Origin of the sequence: Roseisolibacter agri (genome assembly GCF_030159095.1) — a bacterium.
In the GTDB taxonomy this organism is placed as follows: Bacteria; Gemmatimonadota; Gemmatimonadetes; order Gemmatimonadales; family Gemmatimonadaceae; genus Roseisolibacter; species Roseisolibacter agri.
On sequence record NZ_BRXS01000008.1, the window covers coordinates 151371 to 170976 of the forward strand.

The 19606-nt window shown below is 74.6% G+C and carries 13 protein-coding genes; 4 read left to right on the top strand and 9 right to left on the bottom strand.

Annotated features, from left to right (window positions below; translation table 11 throughout):
• Window positions 1–479: 479 nt before the first annotated feature.
• Together rosag_RS23735 and rosag_RS23740 are read right to left on the bottom strand one after the other, a co-directional pair.
• Window positions 480–1079 (bottom strand): sigma factor, encoded by a 600-nt coding sequence (locus tag rosag_RS23735; RefSeq protein ID WP_284352670.1) that lies wholly within the window; start codon window positions 1077–1079, stop codon window positions 480–482.
• A 584-nt stretch (window positions 1080–1663) separates the two neighbouring features.
• A complete protein-coding gene (locus tag rosag_RS23740; RefSeq protein ID WP_284352671.1) occupies window positions 1664–2722 on the bottom strand; it encodes a PD-(D/E)XK nuclease family protein in 1059 nt (352 codons plus the stop codon).
• Between the two features lie 600 nt (window positions 2723–3322).
• On the opposite strand from rosag_RS23740, the gene rosag_RS23745 reads away from it, so the two are divergent.
• Window positions 3323–4048, top strand: coding sequence for a hypothetical protein (locus rosag_RS23745; RefSeq protein ID WP_284352672.1), 726 nt, complete (start codon window positions 3323–3325; stop codon window positions 4046–4048).
• 111 nt (window positions 4049–4159) lie between these two features.
• On the opposite strand, the gene rosag_RS23750 is transcribed toward rosag_RS23745, so the two are convergent.
• Entirely contained in the window at window positions 4160–4978 is an 819-nt protein-coding gene (locus rosag_RS23750; RefSeq protein WP_284352673.1) for a ParB N-terminal domain-containing protein, read from the bottom strand.
• Between the two features lie 1659 nt (window positions 4979–6637).
• Here rosag_RS23750 and rosag_RS23755 point away from each other — a divergent pair.
• The 3 genes from rosag_RS23755 (at window position 6638) to rosag_RS23765 (ending at window position 11550) form a co-directional block, all read left to right on the top strand.
• A complete protein-coding gene (locus rosag_RS23755) occupies window positions 6638–7108 on the top strand; it encodes a hypothetical protein (RefSeq protein ID WP_284352674.1) in 471 nt (156 codons plus the stop codon).
• 744 nt (window positions 7109–7852) lie between these two features.
• Window positions 7853–8878, top strand: a complete 1026-nt coding sequence (locus rosag_RS23760) for a recombinase family protein (protein ID WP_284352675.1) — start codon at window positions 7853–7855, stop codon at window positions 8876–8878.
• Window positions 8879–9213: 335 nt separating this feature from the next.
• Window positions 9214–11550, top strand: a complete 2337-nt coding sequence (locus tag rosag_RS23765) for a hypothetical protein (RefSeq protein ID WP_284352676.1) — start codon at window positions 9214–9216, stop codon at window positions 11548–11550.
• A gap of 61 nt (window positions 11551–11611) precedes the next feature.
• Here the strand turns inward: rosag_RS23765 and rosag_RS23770 are convergent, their stop codons facing one another.
• The 6 genes from rosag_RS23770 to rosag_RS23795 all read right to left on the bottom strand — a co-directional run bounded on the left by rosag_RS23770 (window position 11612) and on the right by rosag_RS23795 (window position 19521).
• Complete coding sequence (locus rosag_RS23770) at window positions 11612–12691, bottom strand: AcrVA2 family anti-CRISPR protein (RefSeq protein ID WP_284352677.1); 1080 nt, start codon at window positions 12689–12691, stop codon at window positions 11612–11614.
• A gap of 719 nt (window positions 12692–13410) precedes the next feature.
• Window positions 13411–14622, bottom strand: coding sequence for a hypothetical protein (locus rosag_RS23775; RefSeq protein ID WP_284352678.1), 1212 nt, complete (start codon window positions 14620–14622; stop codon window positions 13411–13413).
• A gap of 89 nt (window positions 14623–14711) precedes the next feature.
• Entirely contained in the window at window positions 14712–15158 is a 447-nt protein-coding gene (locus rosag_RS23780) for a hypothetical protein (RefSeq protein WP_284352679.1), read from the bottom strand.
• A gap of 203 nt (window positions 15159–15361) precedes the next feature.
• The gene (locus tag rosag_RS23785) at window positions 15362–15877 is read right to left on the bottom strand and encodes a hypothetical protein (protein ID WP_284352680.1); all 516 of its coding nucleotides are present in this window, start codon (window positions 15875–15877) and stop codon (window positions 15362–15364) included.
• 1092 nt (window positions 15878–16969) lie between these two features.
• Window positions 16970–17614, bottom strand: a complete 645-nt coding sequence (locus rosag_RS23790; RefSeq protein WP_284352681.1) for a hypothetical protein — start codon at window positions 17612–17614, stop codon at window positions 16970–16972.
• 11 nt (window positions 17615–17625) lie between these two features.
• On the bottom strand, window positions 17626–19521 hold the full coding sequence (locus rosag_RS23795) for a hypothetical protein (RefSeq protein WP_284352682.1): 1896 nt from the start codon (window positions 19519–19521) through the stop codon (window positions 17626–17628).
• Window positions 19522–19606: the final 85 nt, after the last annotated feature.

Consider the following 19606-nt stretch of genomic DNA (forward strand, 5'->3'; position numbering starts at 1 on the left):
GGGATGGGCGTGGCGAAGACGGCTGCACGGCTGCGTCGTACCCGCACCGCAGCCGCACCGCAGCTGCATGGGATGCCGCGGGCGGACCTCCCGGGCGTCAGGCCGCGTCCGACGGGTCGTCAGGCGCCTGCCGGGCGCGAAGCGCGCGGCGCGCGGCGGCGCGGGCCTGGGCGGCCGCGTGGGCGTCCGTTGTCGGCTGCCGAGACCGCGCGACCGCCCGCGCCAACTCGTCGCGCGCGACGGACGCGTCGACCGACGGTGCGATAGACGCGTCGGCCGACGCCGCGGCCGGATCCGAGGACGGCCGCGGGGCCGGCGCGGCGTCCGCGCCGGCACGGCTTGCCAGGCGCCGCCGCAGCAGGCGGTGCAGCCACGGGAGCAGGGAGCGCACGAGGTGACGTCGGGGAGTGGTGCCGCAAACTACCGCGCGGCGCCCGCTCACGCTGCCTGCGGCGCGGCCCCGGCCTCGAGTCCAGGGGCTAGCCAGGGAGCAGTCCCCGCCGGAAAAGGTACGCACGCACCGCCGCCTGGTCCGACGGGCCGAGCGTCGCGACCCGGCGCCACACCTCGCGGCGCATCGCGGCTTGTGCCCGTTGGAAGCGACGCTTGACGGCGGTCTCGCTAGTGTTGCACGCGGCGGCGACCTGCGCCCACTCCGCGCCGGCGACGAGTCGCGTCCAACACAGGGTCGCCACCCCGTCGCGCGCCGCGTCGCAGGCTTCCACGGCGAGGCGCAGGAGCAGGGCGTACGCCGGTTCGACGTCCGGCACCCGACCCGCGCTCTCCTCGTACGACTGCGCGAGGGCCGCCCACTCCGCGTCTCCCGCGGCGGCGCGGCCCGAGGCGCCCGCAGGGCCCGAGGCGCGCGCGCCAGCGAGACGCCACTCGGGCGAACGCCACGTGTCGATCAGCACGTGCTGCGCGGTGGTGAGCGCCCACGCCAACACCTGCGGGTCGGTCTGCGCGCGGCACGTCGGCGCCCCGCGGGCCAGGCGGATGAGGGTCTCCTGCGCCACGTCGGCGGCGAGGTCCTCCGCGTCGCGGCGCCGACGCACGCGGTCGCGAACGAAGCGCAGCACGGGGCCGTGCAGACGTGTGAGCAGCTCCTCGAGTGCGGCCTCCGGGTCGAGCCCGCCCGGGTCGAGCCCGCCCGAGGCGCGTGCCGCGGCCCCGAGCGCCTCGGACCCCGGGGAGCCCGTGCCCGCACCGGCGGGATGCCGGGAGCCGGTTGCGCCCGCCGTCGAGCGCGCGCCTCGATGGGCATCGGCGAGCAGTGCGGCCAGGGACCGCACCGCGGGCGGGGCGCCGGCGCGTGACGCGTCCCCCGCGGCGGGCGGTGCGGCGGGGGACGCCGTGGGCGGCACGGGGAGAGGCACGTGCGGGCCGTCGGCCGCGTCGGGCCGAGCCGGAGGCCGGCGGAGCAGCAGGGTCGCCATCGTGTGGGTCGTTGAGGGCAGGGCCGGCCACGGGGACACCACGGCGCGCTACGGCGCGCGCGTGGGCGCCAGGAGTGGTCGTCGGGCGCCGCAGACGTCGCAGCCTCGGCCGGGAGCCAAGCGGGGGCGACGAACGCCCCTCCCGGGGCCGTCGACGGGTGGTGATCACGGGAAGCGCTCGCCGTCGATGGGCGGGGGCGGGCGCGCTCCGTCCGGACGCCGGCGGCTCACGGCGCCGCGCTCCCGACGGCGCCCGTCAGGCGCGATGGGAAGTCGTCCGGGTGGCAGAGCCCGCGAAACGCGCAGGTGCGGCACGTCGCGGGGTTCGTGGCCGGCGCGAACGCGTCGGCGGCGAGCGGGAGGTTGCGCCGGACGTCGCGCAGCAACGCGTGCATCGCTCCCACGCCGTCTCGGATGCGCGCGGACGCCGCCTCCAGGTCGTCGGTCGTCAGCAGGACCGTCGTCTCGCGCTCGCCCGGCGATCCGGACAGCGCCACGACGCGTCCGACCATCCCGTCGTCGGCGTCCAGCCCGAGCCCCTCCCGCGCGGCGACCGCGTACGTGAGCAGCTGGTCGATGACGTGGTCGGGCCGACCGGACTTGAAGTCGGTCACCTCCCAGCGCGCGTCACGCGCCGGTCGCACCAGCAGGTCTGGCGCGGCGAACACCGTGGTGCCGTCCGGGGGCAGCTCAAAGTGCCAGAACGGATCGAGAACGATCACGTCCTCCGGCGCCGCCCTGCGGACACCGTCCCAGAGCGCGTCGACGGTCGTGAGCGCGCGGAGCGACCCGTCCAGCACCGCCCGAGCCCGGTCGAGCGCTTGGGCGTCGGGGCCGTGGCCGTACAGGAACTCGTCGAGCATGCAGACCGCCGCCGGGCGCCGGAGGAAGGCGGTGATCCCGTCACGGGCCTGCCGCCACCCGCCGTTCAGCTCGGCGGCCGCGGTCGCCCGGAGCGCGCGGTAGCTCGGGAGCGGCCCACCCGCCGCGAGCGTGCGCGCGCAGGTCGAGGCCGCGCGGTGAACGGCGACGCCGACGAGCGCCGGCAACGTCGTGAGCTTCTTGAGTCGGTAGGCCAGCCACGACGTCGTGCCCGCCGGCGCGCGCCAGCCCTCGTGCGCGGCGTAGTAGCTCAGGTAGTACGCCCGTCGGCACCGGCGGAGGAGTCGCGCACGGGACTCAGACCACGAGAACTGCGGCCCGCGCGCGGAGGCGTGGCGTTGGGCGACCGGCGCTGGGTCGCCGGGTGAACGCGCGACGTCGGACGGCGGGGGCGGAACCGACATGCGGACCTCCGCGGTGTCACCGCGGTGAAGCCCTCGCGGCACCGTCGACGGCGTGTCGACGCGGGCGCGGCGGCGTGCACCCGGAGAGACGGATCCGCGACACCGTCGGGGCGCCGCCGCGGTCCCCGGTCGCCTTTCGCCGCGGGGAGGTCTCCCCTGGGCGCCACGCGTGGCAGGCCAGGGCGCGGGCCCGCCAGCATCGCGTCGCGTCGGTACTCGTCGGACCGACGGGGGCGGGGGGTTGCCGCTGGGGCGCCGGGCGGACGGGGGGGGACAGGGGAGGACGGTGTGGCACGAGCGAGGTGCGGTGCGAGGGCGTGCGAGGGCGACGGTCCGTCTGCGCGAGACGTCGCCGGCGGGCACGCACCAAGACGGAGGCGCGACACCGCCGACGTCCGCAGGCTGGAGCGGGCTGGTCTCGGCGCGGCGGACCTCGGCGCGTCGCACTGGCGCCGGCCGTCTGACGGCACCCGGCACGGCCGGTGGCAACACTCGTCGCGGCGCCGGTGACCAACAGCTGGGTCGGCGAGCGTCGCCACCGGTCACGGCGTCCGTCGCACCGGTCGCCCCCACGCCTCTTCACCCCGAGCCCCACGTTCTATGTCGCGCGCTCCCGTGCTCGCTCCCGTGCTCGCTCCCGTGCTCGCTCCCGTGCTCGCTCCCGTGCTCGCTCCCGTGCTCGCTGCCGTCACCCTCGTCACCCTGCTCGGCGCCCCCGTCCGCGCGCAATCGTCCGCGGGGCCGGACTCCGCGCCGCCGAGCGCCAGGCCGCATCGCGCCGGCGCGTTCTTCCTTGCGGCGGGGACGGACGCCTTAGGCAAGGACTTCGGCGACGCCGCGCCGGGGTTCGCCGCGCAGGCGGGCTACGAGCGCCGCATCGGCGGACCGCGGTCGCCGTTGGCGCTCCGCGTCGCGGGCGACTACTGGCGCGCGGGACGCACCTTCACGGGCGATCTGCGCGACGGCCAGGGGCCCCTCGACGTCCGGCGCACGACCACCCTGGTTGGGGGCAGCGTGCTCGGCGTGGTGCGCCTGCCGGCGCTCGGCGCGGTGCGGCCGTACGCGTTGGCGGGCGTGGGTGTGCAGCAGTACGCCAACCGCAACGAGACGGACTGGGTGCCGCACGGCCCCAACACGGCGTCGAAGGTCGTCTACCTCCCGCCCGTGCGGGTGAACACGGTCTCGTACACGGGCGGGCTCGGAGCCAGCGCCCGATTCGGCGCCGTGACACCGTTCATCGAGGGCCGCATCCTGGTGCTGCCAGGCCTCGGGAGCGCGGGCGCCCAACAGGTGCGCGCGCCGCTCAGCGTCGGCCTCCGTTTCTGAACGAGCGGCTCCGGGCGCGCGGCGGGCCGCGGCGGGTGACGCGGCAGCCGCCTCAGGTCCGGTCGGGAGGCGGCGACCCGGTACCCGGCGACGGGGGGCAGGCCCGTCCGATCACCGCACGGCCGGGAAAGGCTCGGCGCCGCGCCCCTCGGAGGTCCATTCGAGCTTCCGTACGGTGTCGTTGTCGAGCGTCGCGTTCCACGATTTGATCATGAGCGCGGCGACGTACGGGATGCGGAGTTGCTCGCGCGCGCCCCGGCCGGATCGCCCGTGGAGCAGGCGCTCCCGGAGGTGCCAGGCGGCGTCGGTCTTCTTGAGGCCCTCTCCCTCCTGGACCATGGCGAGCCACTGCGCCGCGCGCCGCGGGTGCTTTTCCTTGGCGAGCGTATAGACGAAGGCGAGCACGCTGGCCGGCTGGAGCGACGGCCGGTAGGCGTGGACGTCGTCGACGGCGTCCGGCATCCGGGGGTGCTCCTCGAGCACCTTCGCGAGGAGCGCGTGCGACACGGCGCGCCCCGACGAGAGCATGGACCCGTTCTCGTAGTGCCACACGTACTTGGCCGCGGCGGCCACCCGCCGCGCGTTCTCCTGCCCCCGCATGTGCAGGACGTCGGCGAAGGACCGCGATTTCCCCGCGTCGACGGTGGCGAGGGCGTCGGGGTCGACGTTGCGGACGACGAGAAACCGTACCGGGCGCCCGCTCTCGACCACGGCGGAGAGGCGATGCTGGCCGTCGAGCAGCGTCCCGTCGGGGGCGATCTTGATCGTCTCGCCGTTCTCCTCCTGCCAGTCGCCGTTCTGCATGTCGGTGGCGTAGCGCTCGACCAGCGCGCGGTTGAGGCGCCGGTTGAGCTCCACGTTCCGGGCGAGCAGCTCTTCCGCCATCTTCGGCGTGATGCGAACCAGTTCCGTCGCCAGCGTCGCCGGCATAAGGCTCCTCCCGGTGGTGAAGGATGGGTGGCGGGCGGCGTCGCCCACTCGCACGGAGACGGCCACGACATGCGGCAACGTGCTGCAACGTTGACATGACGTGGCGCAGCGTCCGAACCCGTCGGGCGGCATGGTATGCGTCCGGTTCGCCGAGCGAAAGATGGCGCGGGCGACGTCGTGCGACACAAGCGACACGAGCGCTCGGGGACCCACGCTCCGACGCACCGCCAGATTCGTCGCAGCAAGGGCCGATTGCCGACCGCCGTGGGATGGTGGCTGCCTGTCGACGCATGTCGGACGCGCCTGCGAGGTCGGGCGGCGCGCACCGTGAGGCGCGCCGGCGACCGGCCGACCGCCGTGAGCGGCCGGGCCAGCGGGGGACGATTCGCGCCGCGGCGCGCGCTCCTGCCGTCGCGCGGTCCTGGGGCCGTCCGGGGCTGACAGCGGGGCTCACACGAGACACGTGACGACTCGCGGACGACACCCTGCAGTCGTCGGGCGGCCGTAGCGGGCGGTGCCTGCCGCCGGTGTCGGGCGCTTGACGAGAGCCTCGGCACGGTGCCATCGTGCATGCCTCGCTGGCGACGCGCCCCGTTAAGGGGCGCATCCCGAGGGCGTCTGGACATGCCCCGGGCCGCCAGGTCGGAGTTGAGATGCGGGATCCGCACAGCGCACGGTAGCGAACGCCCCGAGTGTCCGGTGGCGGACGCCGTACAGCCGGCGATGCGGGTGCCTGCCCCACAAGGCCCATCGGCCGCTCGCGTGCACACGCGCGAGCAGCGACGGCGGGTCCCGCCTCAACGTCCGACCTGTGACTCCACGTCGCATCGTTGACCGCCCCGCGTGTGTTCCGGGGCGCCCCGACGACACCCCGCGGCCAAGCACCGCCCGCGAGCCGCACGGGCGCACCTCGCGCGGAGCGGTACACGTCGCTTGGCCCGACGGAAGTGCGCGGGCCCTCGCGCACCCACGCGTCGCGAACGCTCCCGAACGGGCAGCCTCCCGCCGCGGCCCGCGAACCGCGCCGCGGGACCGCCGCCTGAATGCACCGCCGCAGCGCTGTGCTGAACAGCCCGAGCACCGCGCGCAGGCTCCAACCCCGAGACCGCGACGCGGCGGGGGGTCGGCTCCGGTCCCGTCGCTGCGTGCCTCGTCCGGCTGGGACGGCTTCGGTCAATGGGAGCTGCCGAATCGCGCATCCGTCGGAGCGTGCGCAGCGCGTCGCGGGTGGTGGCCCGAGGTCCACCCCCGGCGGAGCAGCGCACCGCGCGCGGCCCGCGCCGCATCGCGTTCGCGGGCACATCCAGACGTCCGCGCAGCCAGAAGGGGAGGGGATTGGCCCTGCGCGAGTTCTGAGTGTGTCGCCGCAATGCGGGCACTCAGCACGGTAGACGGGTGCGCGACACCGTCTGCCGCGGCCTGGTGTGCCGGGCGCCACGCCCTGACCCTCCGGACGAATCTGGTGCGGCACGCCCCTGCATCCGCACAGCTCGCGGTACGCGTGCGCGAGCTACCGCAACCAGGACACGACCGCGTCGGCTCAGGCCAACTGCCGGAGGGCACACTTCAGTACAGCCATAGGTGCCTCAACACCTATGCGGGTACGCGTCGGTGCACGTCAGCCGTTGGCGCGACGCTGCTCAGGACCCAGGAGCGCTGATGCAGCCCGACGTACCTGACGGCCTGCGTCTGCTCTCCCTGCAGGCGGATGCCGAGCCGCCGGCGGTCAACGTGACGCTCGACCGTGGTGCACTCGCCGACCCCGCGTGCCTCGGGGCCGCGCTCGCCCTCTGCTTTGCACCGCTCGAACTCGCTTCCGTCTACCGCACGGCGGCCCGCCACGTCGCGAGGGCACTCCGCGAGCGCACGACGGAACTGGCAGGCGCTCCAGCCGCTGTCTCCTCGCGCCCTCACGTCAGCACGTCATCCCTGTCTGGCGCGTTGCCGGGCGATGACGGCGCCGACCGCGCGGTGCTGACCGCAGCCCCAGACGAGGGACCGACCGGTCGCTCGCTGCCCGGTGTCGCACCGTCGTCTTCCTGTCCGAAGGGGGACACTCAACGCGGTTCGGCGTCCCGGGTCATCAAGGGCCCGCAGGCGGAGCGGACCACACGGGAGGAACGGATGTGACTCGGCTCGACCACACGGCTGGGGCGGATGTGCCGCGCCCCACGCTCATCATCCCACCCGTGGCGCAACGGGAACTCCCGGGCTGGGCCCCCGCGTGGACGCCCGGCGCGGTCCACCCAGCCGACGAGCGCCCCGCGTCCGGTCTAGTCCTGATTGGAACGGCCGAGCCGTCCCTCACGTCGCGGGCTCCCGCAGCGTCGTGTGGTCCCCACCCCGTTCCCGGGCTGTGCGTGGACAGCGGCGCATCGTCGGTGTCGGGCGCATTCGCGAGAACCGTCCTCGCGATGCCCGCGATGCCGTCGTTCGACCGCCGGCGTGCCGCGCACCTCGGCGAGTGGCTTACCCTGGCGGTCACGCACGTGCTGGTGCGCCGGGGCGCCGTCTCCGCTGCGCGGCTGTCGGGCGTTGCCGCCGCCTGCCGCCAGGCGGTGCGCGATGGGCTGTGTCCGGCGGGCGACGCTGCCCCCGGCGCGCGCCAGGGCGCACCCCCGTCCGACGCCGCCGCCGGCCACGCGGGCTACCCGAACGGTTCATCCCCCCGGTCGGACTCCCCGTAGCCCGCTGCAGCCCGCTGTATCACACCACGAGCCGCGGCCCTTCGGGCTCGGCGGTACCGAGCGCCCTCCCGCGGACGTCGCGACGTCCGCGGCTCGCCCCCCACCGGCCCGGCCACGAAGCCGACGTCGACCCCCAGTCCCGAACGGTCCCCGCATGTACACGACACACCTGGAGAGCTTCGACGAGTTGCGCGCGCGCACGCTGGAGCGCTGGGACGGCCTACTGGCCCGCGGCATCATGGTCCTGGTCCGGCAGAGCACCGTCAAACAGGCTCGCGAGTACGTGCACTCCGCGCAGTTTCAGTTCCGGCAGGTGCAGGTGGCCGCGCGGTTCGGCATCCGTGACGAGGACATCACGGTCGTCGATCTCCGCGGGGAGTCCGGCAGCCGGCCGGAACGGCGGAAGCTCTTTCGGGTCGCGGCGGACGTGATCGAGCGAGGGGGCTGCGGCGTACTGATGCTCGCGGACCACAACCGCCTCGGGCGTAACGTGCACGACGCGGCGCGGGTCTTCAGCGCCATGCAGCGCCACCGCGGCGTGATCATCGTCGACGGGCAGCTGCTGGACCCGTGCGACCCGGGGGATCTGAAGACGCTCTACGACATGGCTGTCGCCGCGGAGATGGAGAACCGCTCGCGGGCGGCCTATCAGACGAAGATCAAGCGCGAGCTGTCGGGGCGCGGCGGCTACCGGTACCAGCTCCCCTCCGGCATGGTGTGGGCGTCGCCGCATGATCCCGCCTACGTCAAGGCGATGGAGCACGCCGGGCTGAGTGATTGGGTGGCCGATGCGTTGCGCGCGCTCGAACGCGGCGATGCCTACACGGCGCGCACGACGGTGTCGCGGTTCAAGGAAGACCACCGGCTCGCCGGGCACACGCTCCTGCCGATGCCCTTCCCCGACGCGGACGTCTACCGCAGCATCACGCTCCGCTTCCAGTGGCTGGTCGAGGAGGGGTCGCTCACGGGCCTCATGCGCCGCGTCGAGGAGGACGCGGCGTGGCCGGTGGCCGGCAAGTACCCGTCCACGCGGAGCAGTGCCTGGCGTCCGTCCTCGTCCGTCCGGTGGCGCCCGTGGTGGCCGAACCAGCTCCGCATCTGGTTCCAGCGGCCGGCCCTCTACGGTCGCTACGCCATCACCTGGCGGCAGCACAGCAAGATCTCCGAGTCGGTGATCATGGAGGCGGCGTCGGCGCGGCGGTCGCACGCGTGACGCCGTGACACGCCGTGACACGCCGTGACACGCCGTGACACGCTCCGGCGGGCATCCGGCGCACCGCCTCGTCCGCGGCCCGGCACAACCACCCAGCCATTGGCACCCGACCGGACCTCATTCCCTCTGGCCGCTTCGGCGCGACCACGCGCCGGCGCGCGCCGGCGCCGCGCCCTGCGCCGCCTCACCTACGCACGCTCATGAGCAACATCTCGCTTCCGAACGCGTTCCCGTCGTTTCAGCCGCCGGAGGCCGAGGCCATTGTCGCCCGGCTGCTCCGCGAGGGGCGGCGCCGCCGCCCGGCGCGGACCCCCGACGACGAACGTCCCCACCTCTTGCCAGACGTCCGGTGCGGCTTCGTGAAGTCGGACGGCGCCCTGTGCGGTCGCCGCCTCGCCACGACGCTGCCGGATGGCGCCGCGCGATACCAGAATGACCTCTGCGTGCGCGAGGGGCACGGGTGCTGTATCGGGAACGTCACGGAGCGGGCGACGCTGCGCGTCGTCGCGTCGGTGTTCGACGCGGTCACCTTCGACGGGTATGCGAGCGCGGTGCTCGCACGCGTCCGCGGCGGCGACGGCGCATACGCGGGAGCCGTCAACCAGTCCGCCGACCTTGCGTCGGACGTCGAGTTCTACCACAAGGAGGCGGCGAAGGCCCAGCGGCTGGGGGACGAGGCCTCCGCCGAGCGGTGGGCCGCCTCGGCGAACGGCGCCGCCCGTGAGCTCAAGGCGATCCAGCAGAAGCTGGACACGCTCGTACAGAGTGCGGTGGACGCCGAGCAGGTCGCGCGGGTCGAGCGGGATGCGATTCTCGCCTGCGCGCGCACGGTTCGCGAGGCGCTCGCATCCGCCCTCGAGGACCCGCCCATGGCGCGCCACCTTCTGCGGGCGATCCTCGCTGGCCCCGTGTACGTCCGGCGCCGTTCGCCACTGGTCGTCGACGTGGGGGTGGCCCTCAATCGCGAGCGCCTGCTGTGGTTCCCGTCGGCCTCGTATGCGGTCCGCGTGCCCGTGGTCGCCCGCCAGTGGCTGCTGGGCGCCCTCGAGCGGGGCGAGACGCCGGCGCACGTGGCGGCGCGGCTCGACCAGCTCGAGGTCGGTCGACGCGCCGAGTGGAGCCCGGCGCACGTGGAGGCGATGGCCGTCGTGGCGGCCGAGGAGGCGCTCGCCGCCCGCGACCCGCGCTTCGGACCTTCCGCGTCGAGTGCGGTCGGGCGCCAGTCGTTCGCGCGCGACCTCCTGCAGTTGCAGGAGCGGCACGCGGGCGACGTGCGGCGCTCCGTCGAGTTGGCCGCCGCGCGGGCTGCCGAGTACGGCGCCGCGGGCATCCGCGGGCGTGATGGCATCACGCCCGATCCCATGGGCGAGGAGCTGCCGGGCGAAGTGCCGGTGGCGTGGCGCGACCAGCGCGTCGGCGTGCCGACGCGTACCCGTCACCGACGCGCGCGGCCGCCGCGCGGCGGGGCGAGCAGTCGGCCGGGCGCCGCGGGGCGCGTCAGTGTCGCGGGCACCATGGCCTCGGCCCACTCCTGGGAGATCCCCGCGCTCGCGGCGCTCCTGGGCGAGTCGGAGGACGCGGTGTGGCGCGCGGCGCTCAACGACCGGCTCGGGCCCGGCGGGTGGGAGGGCGATCACTTCCGGGTGGCCGTCGCCCCATCGCGCGCGTGCGAGGTGTTCCCTGCGTTCGTGCGGCGCGTGTCGGCGCACGCGGCCGGGGTGGAGCCCGCCGCCATCGTCCGCTCGGCGCTCGCCGCGCGGGCGTCGGGCGTCGACTACTACGGGCTTCTCGGCGCCGCCCGCGCGGGTGCCGGGGTGTTTGTCGATGCGCTCGGGCGCCAGTGGGTCGTGGCGGACGACGTGCTCCCGGCGGCGCTCGTCGCCGCACTGCGCCGCGGATCGGAGCCGGTGGGACAGCTCGCCTGGGACCAGTGGGGCACGCTCGGCCACGCGGCAGGGGTGACCGGCGAGCCCCCCAGCGTGCTGCGGGCCCGCGCGCCGCGGATTGACGTCGTGGTCGGCGGCCAGCGTACGACGTACGTCTGGCTCGCGCGCTGGTACGTGGAGCGCGCCACGCCAGTGGCCGCGGCGGGGGATCGCGCCGCCCAGCCGGACGCCACCCCGGCCGACGGCCCTGCCGCCCCAGAAGTGGGGGCGACCACAACCCGGACCGCAGTCGAGCCGACCCCCGCTCGGGTGCCCGGGGCCCGCGGGCGGAAGCCGGGCGGCCGTCGGCCGGGTGACGGCGACGACGTCGGGGCGGCCACGCTCGAGGTGGCCGTGGGTGCGCTCGACCATCGACTCGGCGGCGCCGCCCTCGACGCCTCCGACTTTCGGCCGAGTGAGGAGGTCCGGCGCAGCCTGGCGCAGCGGTTCGGCTTTCCGAACCGCGCGTCGTGGTGGCGCGCCGTGCGCGAGGGACGCGTGCTGGAGGTCTGCGTCGCGGACCCGAGCGCGCCCGCCGGCCGCGCGTTCTACGTGTGGATGCCGTCGCACGTGTGGGGAAGCGACGATCCGCTCCTCGTGCGCCGGTGGTTCGTCGGGGAGGAGAAGTCGCTCGGGCGGGTGTTCGGCGCGTTCCGCCCGCGGAGTATGCCGCGGCCGTTGCGGCGGGGCGCGGGGCCGATGTCTGGCCCCGCCCGGGCCGAGGCGGCGGAGGACCACCTGGTGTAAAGGCGAAGCGGGTCGGCGGGGTGCGGTCATCCTCTTGGCGCCGCGCCCGCGCCGGGCCACCTCACCCCACCAGGCGCACCACCGGGGCCACGGCCTCGCGGCGCGCGGTCTCCTCGCCGTGCACCACGGTGGTGGGGATGAACCGGAGCGCGGGGGTCGTGCGGCCCGGGCCGACCCAGTAGAGATGCCAGTGCGCCGCCCGCAGGTGCGGGCGCACGGTCCGGCCCGGGGGGCTCGCGGGACCCGGACGACCTCCCATCGCCGTCCCGTGCTCACGCGCCGCCGCAGCGATCCCGTGGCGCCGCACGGCGGCGGCGTACCGCGTCCCCACCAGATAGACGTCCGGCTCGGCGAGGTCGGCCGCCCGGCGGGCCTCGGGCCTCTGGTCGCACGCCGGTGGAGGCGCCGCACGCAGGTGGCGGACGAGGCGCGGCCCCTGGGCGCGGGCGTCCGCCACCGTGCGCACGACGTCCGGCTCCCCGAGCACGTAGAGCAGCGTGTTGACCGCGAGGCGCGCCGCGGGGCTCGTCTCGTCCCACGCGTCCGTCGCGTCGAGGACCGCGCGCTCGCGGGCCGGCAGGTGCGAGTGGTCGGGCGCCCCTCGGGCGGCGTGCGTCTCCGCGACGGCGTGGCGGATGGCGCCGACCGCGTCACCGAGGGTGCCCCCGCCCAGCTCGATGATCGCGAGCGGGCGCAGGCGGAGCATGTCCGCCGACATCTCCAGCTCGTGCACGAGCACCGCGAGCCGGGTCGCGACGGTGGGCGACTCAAGCACCGAGAGGTCCACGTGCGCGGTGAGCGTCCGTGCGGGCTCGCCGCGCGCGGGGTCGGCCGGCACCTCGAGCACCACGCCCGCGTCGGGCAGGCGGAAGTGCGCACACGGGTACGCGCCGGGCCAGGGGACGTCCCGCAACTCGGCCGCCAACTCGGGGGTCAGGCGGTACACGCGCTTCTCGCGGCGCCACGCCCCGAAGAACGCGGTGACCGTGTCGAGGGCGGTCACCGGGACGTCGAGGGAAGCGACCCCCTGGAGCGCCCCTTCGACCAGGGCGCGGTCCGCGCGCGCCAGCACGCCGCGTCGCTCCACGACCTCGGGGAGGCTCTGCACCAACTCGAACGGCGCGACGCTGGGCAGGGGCACGGCGCGTCGGAACGCGCGGACTCGGTCGGCGGGGACCCCGTGGGCGCGCATGCGCCTCCAGTGGTTCTCGCCGACGACTTCCGCGAGTTGGAGGAACGGGGTGTAGTGGCGGCGAAAGCGCCGCCACGCGAGGTCGGCGGGGATGAGGGGCACGGCGGATTGCTGCAGCGGAGGGGGCGGTGCGACCCCCTGTGGTCGCCGCGGCAGTCTGAGGGGTCCCGGCGGATCGCGCCGGGGCCGGCCCCTGAGGCCCCTGAGGCCCCTGAGGCCCCTGAGGCCTCTGAGGCCTCTGAGGCCTCTGAGGCCCCTGAGGCCGCGCGGCCAGTACGGCCCGCGCGTCGGTCATTGGGCAGAGAAATAATCTTGCGCGACGGTGGGAAGTCGGCAGTGTCGCGGTGCTGGCGGGAGGCAGCGCCTCGGGGCCCGCGGAGCCCGGTGCTGCCTAGGCCGCTCGCCCGCGGGTCCAGGCTTGCCCAGCGGCGCCGGCGGGGCGGGGGCAGTCGGCGGCGCGGCGGCGGCGACCGGGGCTGAGGGCACGGCGGGCAGGTGACCGTTCGGCTGTCGGGCAGACGGCGCTGCCGACCCCCGCCACGCCAGCAGCGGTGGCACGCATGCGGCTGCGGCTCCCAGGAACTCCGGGAGCCGCAGGCTCGCCACTGTAGCCGTGGAGGCGACGACGGGCCGCCCCGTCACGCAGCGGGCCCGACCGCGAGCCGCCTCTAGCGATGCCTCGCTCGGCTCTCCTGTCCATGTGGCCGCGGCTTGGCCTGTGCCGCGAGCTGCAGGCAGAAGGCGCCCGCGCGAACGGACGTTGGTGCGGCGGAGTCGGCGAAGAGGCGCTGCGCGACGGTCTGTAGCCGGGCTCCAGCGTCGGGGGGAACGGGGGCGGGTCCAGCCGCCATCCCGAAGGGGATCACTGCCTCGAGGTCGCAGCCGGCCTCGTTGGTGGCTGTCATGGCCCGATCCACAGGCAGGTAGTCGCCCTTGCCGAGGTACTGTCGCACCAGGACAGCCATCGCCTCCACCCGCGCGCGAGGTGCGGCGCCCGGGTCCTCGGCGAGGGCGAGTGCTGCTACGTAGATGCGACCGTCACGAGTCGTCGTCGAGCGGCGCCTCGTCGCGTCGCTCAACCGGGGGGCCTTGCTGCGATGCGCAGCGGTGATCTCGTGAGCGACCGCCAGCGCCTCCCCAGAGTCCGCCGTGGAGGCCGGCGAGCGCGTGGGCGCGGGCAGGGCCCCCTCATTCGGCGGCGCGGTGACCGGCCCCGTGATGATGCGTGGAACGACCATCGAGCTGTCGCCGGCGAGGCCTGGTGTGCCGCGGTCGCTGCTTCCGCGGGCGTCGACCCACGACCCGTCGGCGGCGCGGCCCCCTAGCCGCGCCGCGCCGGCGGCGCCCGGACCACCGCGGCCGCTGGCGGGAGGAGCGAGGCCGGGGCCGAGGGTGCCGAGTGCGGTCATCGGGCCGTCGGCCGACTGGGTGCCGCCGCAGTGCCCGGCCCGCAGGACCGGCTCACCGGCTACTGGGTCGGCGAAGACCAGGTACGCGCGCCCGGGCACGAAGTGGAGGTCGCAGTCGGTGGCCCGCCCGTCGGCGAGGCCGATCCCGACCGTGAGCGTGTCGGTCGTGAGCGGCGTCCAGCTACGGGCCACCCGGAGTCGCGCAACCGTCAGCGTCACCGGGATTCCGGCGTCCCCGACCACTTCGCCGGAAACGTCGCGGCGGCGGACGGTGAGCGTGTCGACCGCCTCGACGGTCGCCAGGACGACGGCGCCGCCGCGGGCGCGGACGGCGGCAGCGCGGTCAGCGAGGCTGCCCCCGAACGACTTGCAGCGGCAGACAGCCACCGCGCACTTGGCCGGCTTGGGCGCGGGCGCGGCGCCCAGCAGAGCAGCGAGCAGGGGAAGCGGGAGGATCAGGCGATTGCGCATGGGCCCAGCGTACGGGCAGCGGCAGCCGTGCGGCGAGGCGCCGGCCAAGGTGCGGGCAGCGCGGCGCGGCGGGGCAGCAGCGACGGGGCCTACGGCTTGGCCGGGACGGCGCGGATGATCGTGCTGTCGCGCAGGCTCCCCACCCGGACCTCCAGAAGCGTTGCCCCTGGGTGTCGCCCGATCACCGTGGTGATCGTATCCCTGAAGAGCACGTCGGCGCTCAGCCCGCCCTCCAGAGGGGCGGCCAACATGGCTCCGTACGTCCCTACCACCTGCCCGCGGGAGTCGCGCGCGAACGCCTGCACCCTCGCGGTGTCCCCGACGCGCAGCGTGACGAGGTGCGTCGCCCACGCCAGCGTGGCCACGCGCGGGAGCACCGTCGCAACCTCGGTGGTGGTGGCGACCGCATCGCGAAGGGAGATCGTGACCTTGCCGGGCTTCACGCCGACGACCCAGGCGTCTGGCCAGCGATTCGGGCGGACGATGGCGATGGAGGTGTCGGACGAGACGTACGATGCTGCCATATCCGGCGGCATACAGAGATGGGCGTCACTCCCGTCGTGCTGGAATCGGGCGGAGTGCGCACGAAGTGAGTCCCCCGCAGCGATGATGAGTGGCGCCTGGCCGCAGGCTTCCCACTCCCGGCTGAAGGCGCCTCGAGCAGGGCCGCAGCCGAGGGTCGCCGCGCCCCCGACAGCCGCGAGCACTGCGGGGATGACCCTCCGCGTGTCGAGCCCCATCACGATCCCTCCTCGACTCGCCGCATCGCGCGGAAGCAGGGGCCCGCCACAAGGACGAGCCACACCATGATCCCGACCGCCGCCGCCACCGCCGAAGCGGTGCGCAGCGTCTCGGCGGACGTGAAGTCGTCGCAGGACCTGATGTGCATCGACCCCGGCGGATTGCAGGCCCGCCAGCGGCCCTCGATCCACCACAGGCCGAATCCGGCCGGGGCCAGGTAGACGGGGAGAGCGCCGAGCACGTAGCACAGGCACCGAGCCTTCAGGTGCGACGCGCTGGCGATCAGCGTTGCCCCTTGGCGCGCAGCGCCCACGATGACCGCGCAGCCGAGGAGGGCTGCCGGTAGCAGGAGGATCAGCACCAGCCCGTCGAGCTCGTCGCGTCCGGCGAGCCAGAGTCCACCGGCCATGATGGTGGCGCCGGCCGCCGACCCCGCGGCCCCGGCGATCATGTGCGCCAGGAGGAGCGCCGCGTCGAGCAGCGTGATAGGCTCCCGGCTGGGGGCGGGCGACAACGGGGAGGGTAGGTCGGCAGAGGCGGACATGGCCGACCGTAGCGCGACGGACAGCCCCTCGGCGACCGGGAGACCACTGATGCGACGCTGCTCGCGGCCGCCGAGCCGGTGGAGGCGGTCAGCGGGGCCGGCCCCGCGAGCCGGACGGCGAGGCCGCGGCGCCGGGCGGCGCAATGACGGGTACCGGGCGCGCAGCGTTCCGGGCGGTCCCCGCAGCACTGCGTAGGCAGCGCCCCGCGCGGCGCAAGGGCGAGGGGTCTGCGGTTCGCTCCGACTCGGCGCTGATCGCGTCCGCCTCGGCGTGAAGCGCGGCCAGCGGCGGCGGCGCGGCGGGGCGTTCAGAACCTGTCAGCAGCCCGACGGCAGCCGTCAGCACGCGAAGTCATGTCTCGCGCGCTGGCGCTTCTTGTTCGCTGTCCGAAGAACTGCTCGTGCCGTTCCCGCCCGTGTGGGTGGCGCTGCGGTTACGGAAAGATGGGACCACGATGGCCAGCAGCCACGCGAGGATGCCGAGGAGGGTGGCGGCCGCGAGCACATACGGCTGCGGCTCTCCGCCCCGGTAACAGCTGGCCCCGATCTCCGAACACGCCGACGGGAAGAGCTCGAGGCCCGCGAACTCCGCCGCCGGGAGCAGGAACGGCGGCAGTGCGCCTAGCGCGTAGCTCCAGCGACGCCGGGCCGCCCGGACCCCTCCCCTGTGGCAACCTACCGCGTACACGGTAATGGCAGCGACGAGAGCCCCGACGCCGCCGAAAGCCAGGAGGCGACCAGACGAACCCAGGCCCGTAGTGGCGAGGAAGTCGCCCAGTGGCCACACGTAGAACTGGCCGACCGCCGCGACGAAGAAGCCGAGGAGGGCAGCGGCCCCCGTGACCGCGGCGTGGCCGGCGGCCCCCCGGCGAGCCTGGGGAAGGGGGGGCGATGGGGAATCCGAGAGACCACCGGGGGTAGCAGGCATGCGTCCAGCCTACCCTGGTTGCTCCGCACTCCGCAGGTACAGCAAGCGCACCCACGTCGCTGCGTCAACGACGCCCCCGTCCCCGCCGCCAATCGGACGGTAGGGACGGGAGCGTCGTAGCGCGCGGCTGTCTGCTACGCGGGATCGCGCACGCCGGCGGCGGCGACGCAGGCGGCGGCGGTTCGCACGGGGGGCGGGGCCCCGAGGGTCCCGGCGAGGGCCTCCACGGCCGTGCGTACCTGCGCCCGCCGAGTGACGCCAACGGTGGTAACGGCATGGGGGGCGAGTCGGCTTCCGGCGGTCGGCCAGCAGTCTGCCGGAGCGGTGAGGGCGACCAGGCCGGCGGGGGAGAAGTCACGCCCCGGCTCGTAGAACCCGAGCAGGGCGTGGATCGCGTAGACGCGGCTCGCGGCTGTACCGGTGGCGTTCAGCGCCACGTCAGCCAGTGCCTCGAACACCGCGGTGTCCCCGGTGAGGGCAGCGCTGCCGAACATCTCGGCGAGCGTGGTGCTGTCTGTCGTGGACCGGGCCGTCCGCACACCGGCGGCCAGCGTCTGCCGTCCGCTCTGCCCGCAGCGGGACAGATAGGTCGGTGCCCACGTCTTCCCGGCCTGCCAGGTGCCGGCGGTCACCGCTTGGATGGCCGTGTCGCAGACCTGGGCTCGGAGCGCGACGGTGTCGGGCTGCGCGGCAGCCGGTTCGATGGTGAAGGCGAGCAGGACGGCGACCGCGAGGAGGCGCGTGAGCCAGGCGAGACGGGCTTGGTTTAGGCGAGGCATGGTAGCGGTGCTCAGTTGAAGGGCCAGTCGAAAAACGGATCCTTGTCGAGCTCACACCCCGTCGCCTGGTGCACGCGGAAGGCGTCGTAGTCGGTCGAGTCGCGTTGCGCGATGGCCGCCGCCAGCGGGCCGGCGTGGAGGCTCCCCCACACGGCGTGCACCCGCTTGCGGAAGAGGTAGTAGGTCGGGCGGTACATCGCGATCCGCTCGTACTTCACATGGACCGCCTCGTCGACGAGCACCCGGCGAAGGTCGCCCTCGTGGGAGTCCAGGGCCACCGTCATGCCCTCGTGCCGCCGCACGTAGTCGCGGAAGAGCGCCAGGCCAGCCGGCCCGCAGTAGGGCAGCCCGGACGGACCCGTCGTTCCGAGCATGCCGCGTCCGTCCTGGTTCTGCCCCCACGTTCCGAGGCCGCTCAACGCGGGGTGCAGGCGGATCTTCGACTTCGGGATGATCGGGGCGGCATCCAGCAGCCAGAATCCAGCGTTCGGCCCGCTTGCCACCACGTGATAGTTCTGCACGTGGATGGTGTCCGGCCCGGCGTTCGTGTGGAGGCCGTAGGCTGCCTTGCCCGAGGTGTATAGCGACGGCAGGTCGGAGGCAATCGAGTCCGGGGGGCCTGCCGGCGCCACCGTCGGCCATGACCGAGGCGAGGCCGTGAACGAGGCGGTGGCCGTGAGCGGGACCTCGGTGCCGTAGTAGTGCGCCGTAGCGGCCAGGTTCAGCACGGAGGTGACGGCAGCTTCACCCGCCGTCGTCCAGGACGTACCGCTGGCCTGCTCCACACCGACCGTGTCGGTGTGCGGCCCCTCGGTGCCGCTCGGCACCACCTGCAGACTGGTCACGCGGTATGGCGTCGCGGGCGACACACTCGCCGTGCAGGAGACCGTCGCGCCGCGCACGACCGTTCCGGGTGTACACGAGAAGGCCATCTGCGGGGGGGCCGCGCTGGTCGGGATGCTGACCGCGATGGCCTCGGTGATCCCTGGCCCGCCGAGTGACGCGTACATCCTCCCCGGCGACGGGGGAGCGTAGCTGCACTGCGTCATGTTGTTGCACGCGGGCACCTGGGTCAGCCAGGGCCACGGGTAGTTCGCGGGTGTGGGGCCGGTGTCGTTGGTAGGGCTGAAGGCCCATGCGATGGTCGTCGCCGGCAGATAGGGCCAGCTGACGGTGAAGGCCCGTGTCGTCGTCCCGGCGGCCGGCGCGCTGATCGCCATGGTGGGGGCGCTGATAGGCGTGATACGCACCTCCTGGGCGCCCGCGAGAGTGTACGTGCCGGCTTGCCACTGCGCAGTGCCGCCAGGACAGGCCAGCGCCAATGGCGAGTAGCACCCGGCGCCACCGGTGATGTTCGTCCGCTCGATCCAGAGCGCGGCGCCTCCCTTCCACCTGCCGGCCGCCACACGGGTATACGGGTCGCCGGCCTTCGCGACGGTCGCGAGCTGATACTCCCCGAGCACGGTGGACTGCACCCAGGTCCGCACCAGCAACTCCGACTGCGGCGACCCGACGCCCATCGGTGTCGCCGTCTGCCCTGCATAGGGCGTGGAGCAGCTCGGGCTGCAGTACGCCATGTACTCGGGGTTCTGCCCGATGGCGATCCCGCCGGAGACTTCGATCATCGCGTACGCGCCGTCCGGCACGGCGATGCCGGAGTTCCGCTTCGACAGGCCGCCGCCGTTCGTGTTCGTCGGCGGCACCTCGAGCGGGAAGGACTGGCTGGTCGCCTCGGGGGTCGTCGAGAGCGACGGGCGGGCGCTGGGCGTTGGAGCGGTCGGGCCGCGCCCGTCCGGCCAGCAGGCGGCGGCGCTGAGAGCGATGGCGACGGTGGCCGCGAGGCCGCCCAGTCGACGGGATGCACGGAGGGCGCGTCTCGCCAGGGCGAGCGTGGAGAGGTGGGGCATGGAGGGTTCGAGGCGGGGGCGCGCCGGTCGCCCGGCGCGCGTGGTGCGCGACGGGTCCGACTGGTCCCAGGGTCGGGCGGCGGCG

Coding starts and splice junctions, on each gene's coding strand:
- rosag_RS23740 (WP_284352671.1), bottom strand. CDS start 2,722: ATGTCGGTTCCGCCCCCGCCGTCCGACGTCGCGCGTTCACCCGGCGAC.
- rosag_RS23745 (WP_284352672.1), top strand. CDS start 3,323: ATGTCGCGCGCTCCCGTGCTCGCTCCCGTGCTCGCTCCCGTGCTCGCT.
- rosag_RS23750 (WP_284352673.1), bottom strand. CDS start 4,978: ATGCCGGCGACGCTGGCGACGGAACTGGTTCGCATCACGCCGAAGATG.
- rosag_RS23755 (WP_284352674.1), top strand. CDS start 6,638: ATGCAGCCCGACGTACCTGACGGCCTGCGTCTGCTCTCCCTGCAGGCG.
- rosag_RS23775 (WP_284352678.1), bottom strand. CDS start 14,622: ATGCGCAATCGCCTGATCCTCCCGCTTCCCCTGCTCGCTGCTCTGCTG.
- rosag_RS23780 (WP_284352679.1), bottom strand. CDS start 15,158: ATGCCGCCGGATATGGCAGCATCGTACGTCTCGTCCGACACCTCCATC.
- rosag_RS23790 (WP_284352681.1), bottom strand. CDS start 17,614: ATGCCTCGCCTAAACCAAGCCCGTCTCGCCTGGCTCACGCGCCTCCTC.
- rosag_RS23795 (WP_284352682.1), bottom strand. CDS start 19,521: ATGCCCCACCTCTCCACGCTCGCCCTGGCGAGACGCGCCCTCCGTGCA.